This is a genomic window from Nocardiopsis sp. TNDT3 (genome assembly GCF_003427465.1).
Classification (GTDB): Bacteria; Actinomycetota; Actinomycetes; order Streptosporangiales; family Streptosporangiaceae; genus Nocardiopsis; species Nocardiopsis dassonvillei.
On record NZ_QPFC01000174.1, the window covers coordinates 1 to 5238 of the forward strand.

Here is a 5238-nt window from a genome sequence, read left to right on the forward strand (position 1 = left end):
GATCCCGCCGGCGGCGGATCCGCGCGGACCGGGACGGGACGGCCGTGCGGGCGCGGCCTCAGAGCCGGACCGGCAGGCTGTCCAACCGCATCGCGCCCGGAACCCTCCCGGGCAGGGGCTCACGACCGGAGGCCAGGGACAGGCCGGGGTAGGCGGTCAGCAGGGAACCGACCGCCACCTCGCCCTCCTGGCGGGCCAGGGCCGCGCCCAGGCAGTAGTGGATGCCGTGGCCGAACCCCACGTGCGCCTCGCCGGGGCTGCCCTGGTGGCGGGTGATGTCGAACCGGTGCGGGTCCGGGTGGACCCTCGGGTCGCGGTTAGCGCCCGCCAGGACCGCGATCGCCCGCTCGCCCGCGGCCAGGCGGCCGCACCTGAGTTCGACGTCCTCGGCCGCGTACCTCGCCTTGGAGATCACGGCGGTGCCCCCGTAGCGGAGCATCTCGTGTACGGCGGAGGGCAGCAGCCCGGGGTCGTGCCGCAGGATCTCCCACTGGACCGGGTGGTCGAGCAGGGCCCGCACCCCGTTGCCCAGCAGGTGCGCGGTGGTCTCGTGCCCGGCGATGACGAGGGTGAACACCAGGGTGATCAGCTCGCTCTCGCTCAAGCGCCCGCCGTCCTCGTCGCGCGCCTTGACCAGGGCGCCGAGCAGGTCCTCGCTCGGCCGGGCCCGGCGCTCGGCGAGCATCCCCTCGATGTGGCCGATCATCTCGCCGAGCGTGTCGTTCATCAGCTCGGGCCTGGTGGGGTCGAACCTGGACAGCTGGTCGCTCCACGCCCGCCAGATCCCGCGGTCCTCCTCCGGAACGCCGACCAGGTCGCAGATGACCGCGATCGGCAGCGGGTAGGAGAAGTGCGGCATGAGGTCCACGACCCCGTCCCCGTCGGCGAGGTCGGACAGCCGCGCGAGCAGGTCGTCGGTGATGCGCTGGACCGCGGGCCGCAGCTCGTTGACCCGGCGCACGGTGAAGGTGCGCGAGACCAGCTTGCGCAGCCGCGTGTGGTCGCCGCCGTCCTTGTCCAGGAGGGACTCGGTCAGGTAGGTGATCAGGTCGGGGCGGATGCCCAGTCCCCTGAGCGCGTCGGAGCGGGTGGCCTGGGCCCGCCCGCCCGACACGTTCGCGGGGTCCAGCACGAAGCGCCGGTCACTGAGGATGGTCCGCACGTCCTCGTCGTCGACGAAGAGGACGGCCTTCTGGGTGTCCACGAACAGGGCCGGCGCCGAGCCGCCCGCGGCCCGGACCCGGTCGATCACGGAGTGGGGGTCGGCGGTGAACTCGGGGGAGCGCAGGTCGATCAGTTCGTCGGACGGGGTCGCGGCTGTCATGGGCCCTCCTCTGGGGCTCAGGTGGAGCGTGTCGTCTGTTTCTGCCGGGTGATCTCCTCGTGCAGGCGCTCGTCCAGCGCGGAGAAGAGCGCCAGGGCCCTGTCCCGGGCCCGGCGGGTGTCCTCCGGGGAGGCGTCCTGTTCCAGGAGCAGTCGGATGCTCCGGGCCATGAGCTCGGCGCGCGTGCCGTGGTCGGGCACGTGCATGCCCTGGCTCTCCAGCACCGGGGGTGTGACCAGGTGGCCCATGACCAGGGAGTTGTAGGCGTACAGCTGCTCGTCGGGGGCGCGGTCGGCGTTCAGTAGGCCGTGTTCGCGCAGGATGTCCCAATAGGTCCGCAGCGCCCTCTGCCGCTCCCGGACGGTGTCGCCGACCAGGGAGGCCGCGTTCCGGGAGAGGTTGCCCAGGGACTCCGTGCCGTTGGAGAACAGCGCGCGGATGGTCGGCGAGTCCAGGTGGAACAGGTAGAGGGCGCGGGCGACCTCGCTGGGTCGGACGTTCTCGGGTGAGGCGTGCATGGAGTCCAGGATCCGGCGCAGCACGCCGAGCTGCGCCCGCATGACCACCGTGAGGAGAAGCGCCTCCTTGGTGGAGAAGTGCAGGTAGACGGTCCCCTTGCCGATCTTGGCCCGCCGGGCGACGTCCTCGATGGTGATCTTGCGGTGCCCCCAGGCGACCATCAGCTCCTCCGCCGCGTCCAGGATGCGGTCGGCGCGCAGTTCGCGCTCGCTGGCGGTCGGGGATGTGGATGGGGCCACGGTGTACTCCTGCGAGTCGAGGGCGTGCGAGGTGTCGCTGACCACGCGTGTTGACGCCGATGACCATATCTCCACCTCCCTTCCCCTGACTGTGTGACCAATTTTGAAATCTGGTCACACAGTCAAAGTAGATCACCGGGCGGGCCGGGGCAAGGGTTTTCGGGAGGGAAAGCGGGAGCGGGCCGTGGCAGACGGACGGCCGGGCCCTTCGCGGGCCCGGCCGTCACGTGTGGGCGGGTGTGCGGCGGAGGCGGATCCGCCGCGGGGTCAGCGCGCGGAGCGGGGCACCCAGGTCGACACGTCCACCAGCGCCTCGCCCGGCTCCTCCGAGGTTCCCGACAGCGCCCGCTCCACCTGGGCCAGAGCGCGTTCCACCAGGTCGGGGGAGTCGTAGGGGAGCCAGCGCACCCGCGGGTCGCGCCGGAACCACGACTCCTGGCGGCGGGCGAACCGGCGGGTGGCCTGGGCGGTGTCGGCCTTGGCCTCCTCCTCGGACAGGGCGCCGTCCAGCTGGGCGAGCGCCTGCGCGTAACCGAGTGCGCGCGAGGCGGTCCGGCCCTCGCGCAGCCCGAGCTTGTCCAGCTCGCGGACCTCCTCCAGCAGGCCCTGCTCCCACATGCGGTCCACACGGGTGCCGATGCGCTCGTCCAGCTCGGCGCGCGGAGCGGTCAGGCCGATCTGCGTGCACGGGTAGAAGGAGGTGTGGTCGGGCAGGTTCGCGGTGAACGGCTCCCCGGTCAGCTCGATGACCTCCAGGGCGCGCACGATCCGCCGCCCGTTGCCCGGCAGGATGGCACGGGCCGCCGCGGGGTCGGCCTCGGCCAGACGGGCGTGCAGGACGCCCGGGCCGACGTCGCCGAGCTCCGCCTCCAGGCGCGAGCGGACCGCGGGGTCGGTGCCGGGGAAGTTCAGGTGGTCCAGGACCGAGCGCACGTACAGACCCGAACCGCCGACCAGGACGGGAAGGACGTCGCGGTCGGCGCACTGCTCGACGCGGTCGCGGGCCATGTCCTGGTAGCTGGCCACGTCCGCGGGCTCGCTGACCTCCCACACGTCGAGCAGGTGGTGGGGCACCCCGCGTCTCTCGGCGTCGGTGAGCTTGGCGGTGCCGATGTCCATGCCGCGGTAGAGCTGCATGGAGTCGGCGTTGATCACCTCGCCCCGGCGTCCCGTGCGCTCCTCCAGCCGCAGGGCCACCTCGACGGCCAGGTCCGACTTGCCCACAGCGGTCGGGCCGACGACCGCGATCACCTTGATCATCCCTCCAGCGTAGTCAGCCCCGGGCCCGGCCCGACCGCGGAGCGGGACGGGGGAGGTGGTCGTGCGCGCCTAGGATGGTCGGCATGCGATTCGCCAAGGGCCACGGAACAGAGAACGACTTCGTGATCCTCCCCGACCCCGACGGGGAGCTCGACCTCACGGAGGAGGCCGTCCGCCTGCTGTGCGACCGCCGGGCCGGGATCGGCGCGGACGGCGTCCTGCGGGTGGTGCGCACGCGCGCCCTCGGCGAGGCCCTCGCCCCGGCCGCCCGCACGGCCGAGCGCTCCGAGTGGTTCATGGACTACCGCAACGCCGACGGGAGCGTCGCCGAGATGTGCGGCAACGGTGTGCGGGTCTTCGCCCGCTACCTGCTGCACGCCGGGCTCGTCGAGGGCGACCGCTTCGAGGTGGGCACCCGTGACGGAGCCAAGGAGGTCCAGGTGGAGGCCGACGGCGGCATCACCATAGACATGGGCCGGGTGGAGATGCAGGGGACCTCCTCCGCCAAGCTCGCCCGGCAGGTGGTGCACGGTGAGCAGATCTCCGTGGGCAACCCGCACCTGGCCTGCGAGGTGACCGTGCCGGTCGCCGAGGTGGACCTGGGCGAGCTGCCGGTGCTGGACGTGGAGGCCTTCCCCGCCGGGGCGAACGTGGAGGTGTACCGCGAGGTGGCTCCGGGTGTGCTGGAGATGCGCGTGTACGAGCGCGGTTCCGGGGAGACCCGCTCCTGCGGGACCGGGATCGTCGCCGCCGCTGCCGCAGCCACGCCCCGCGGGGAGGGCGCGACCTGGAGGGTGCGGGTCCCGGGGGGCGAGTGCACCGTCTTCCTGGACGCGGACGGCGCGAGGCTGAGCGGCCCGGCCGTCATCGTGGCCGAGGGCGAGACGAACCTGATCTGACCCCGCGCCGGCCCGCGCGTCGGCGCGGGGCGGGCCGGCGCCCTGCCGGGGTTCGCGCGACGCCCCCGGCCACGCGCACCGGGCCGCCCGGACCGGCTTCCCCGCCCCGGGGGGCGGAGCGCCGGTCCGGGCTCCCGGCGGGGGTCTGCCGGGCGTCCCGCCTCAGCTTCCGGGGCGCGCGCCGACCTCCTCCACCCAGCCGGACCAGACGAAGGACCGGTAGGACGTGGTCACCGGCAGTTCCAGTCCGTGCTGGGCCAGGGAGCCCTCACCGCCCTCCTCCTCCAGCACGGTGGCGTCACGGTAGAGCAGGTCCCCGGTGTCGGGGGCGAAGAGGTAGCGGTAGCGCGTCACCTGGTCGGGCTCCGCGACCCGCACCTGGAAGAGTTCTCCCTCACGGGCCAGGGGGTCGCGCGTGCCCCCCGCGTACTCGACGCCGGGAAGCCCGGCCAGGACCCCCATGAGGGCCGCCTCCTCGGCCCCGTCCAGGGGGCGGTGGTCGTAGAGGTTGTTCAGGGCGTTGACGAGGGCGGCGTCGGTCGCGGGGGCCTCCCCGCTCCAGGCGACGAGGACGTCGGCCATGGCCCCGGCCCCGGTGGGCAGCTCCTCGGGGAACAGCAGGACCGGATCCAGCCTCTCCTCCACGTCCTCGGCCTGCCGGTCGAGAAACTCCCGGTGCTCCTCCGCGTCGCCGGCGGTGTCCTCGGCCGCGCCCGGGGTGCTGACCGCGCGGGTGTCGCCCTCGGGGTCCTGCCAGTGCTGCCACTGGTAGGGGATGAACCCCGCGCTGTGCAGGTCCTCGTCGCTGGGCTCCTCACCGGTGTAGCTGGTGACGGCGAGCAGTTCCACACCGGAGGAGGAGACGTAGGCGACGTCGCCCTCGCCCGGGGCGTCACCGCCGTTGCGGGCGGTCTCGGCCAGGGCGAGCAGCCGCTGCTCACCGGGCTCGGGGGCGGAGCCGACCACCTCCAGGGGGGTGGGCGGCGCGGCGTAGGCT

5 protein-coding genes are annotated in these 5238 nt (G+C 73.4%); 1 reads left to right on the forward strand and 4 read right to left on the reverse strand.

What is annotated here, in order from left to right; genetic code table 11:
* Window positions 1–58 precede the first annotated feature (58 nt).
* The 3 genes from DQW06_RS04790 to miaA form a co-directional block, all read right to left on the reverse strand.
* Entirely contained in the window at window positions 59–1324 is a 1266-nt protein-coding gene (locus DQW06_RS04790; RefSeq protein ID WP_117198027.1) for a cytochrome P450, read from the reverse strand.
* Window positions 1325–1341: 17 nt separating this feature from the next.
* A complete protein-coding gene (locus DQW06_RS04795; RefSeq protein WP_041552301.1) occupies window positions 1342–2127 on the reverse strand; it encodes a helix-turn-helix domain-containing protein in 786 nt (261 codons plus the stop codon).
* 222 nt (window positions 2128–2349) lie between these two features.
* Window positions 2350–3342: a tRNA (adenosine(37)-N6)-dimethylallyltransferase MiaA gene (miaA, locus tag DQW06_RS04800; RefSeq protein ID WP_117198028.1), complete on the reverse strand. Its 993-nt coding sequence runs from the start codon at window positions 3340–3342 to the stop codon at window positions 2350–2352.
* Window positions 3343–3416: 74 nt separating this feature from the next.
* Between miaA and dapF the strand changes: the two genes are divergently transcribed.
* Window positions 3417–4241 (forward strand): diaminopimelate epimerase, encoded by an 825-nt coding sequence (gene dapF, locus DQW06_RS04805; RefSeq protein ID WP_081461694.1) that lies wholly within the window; start codon window positions 3417–3419, stop codon window positions 4239–4241.
* Window positions 4242–4403: 162 nt separating this feature from the next.
* Here dapF and DQW06_RS04810 read toward each other — a convergent pair.
* On the reverse strand, window positions 4404–5238 hold an 835-nt coding region (locus tag DQW06_RS04810; protein WP_117198029.1), incomplete at its 5' end, for a CU044_5270 family protein.

Coding starts and splice junctions, on each gene's coding strand:
- DQW06_RS04790 (WP_117198027.1), bottom strand. CDS start 1,324: ATGACAGCCGCGACCCCGTCCGACGAACTGATCGACCTGCGCTCCCCC.
- miaA (WP_117198028.1), bottom strand. CDS start 3,342: ATGATCAAGGTGATCGCGGTCGTCGGCCCGACCGCTGTGGGCAAGTCG.
- dapF (WP_081461694.1), top strand. CDS start 3,417: ATGGTCGGCATGCGATTCGCCAAGGGCCACGGAACAGAGAACGACTTC.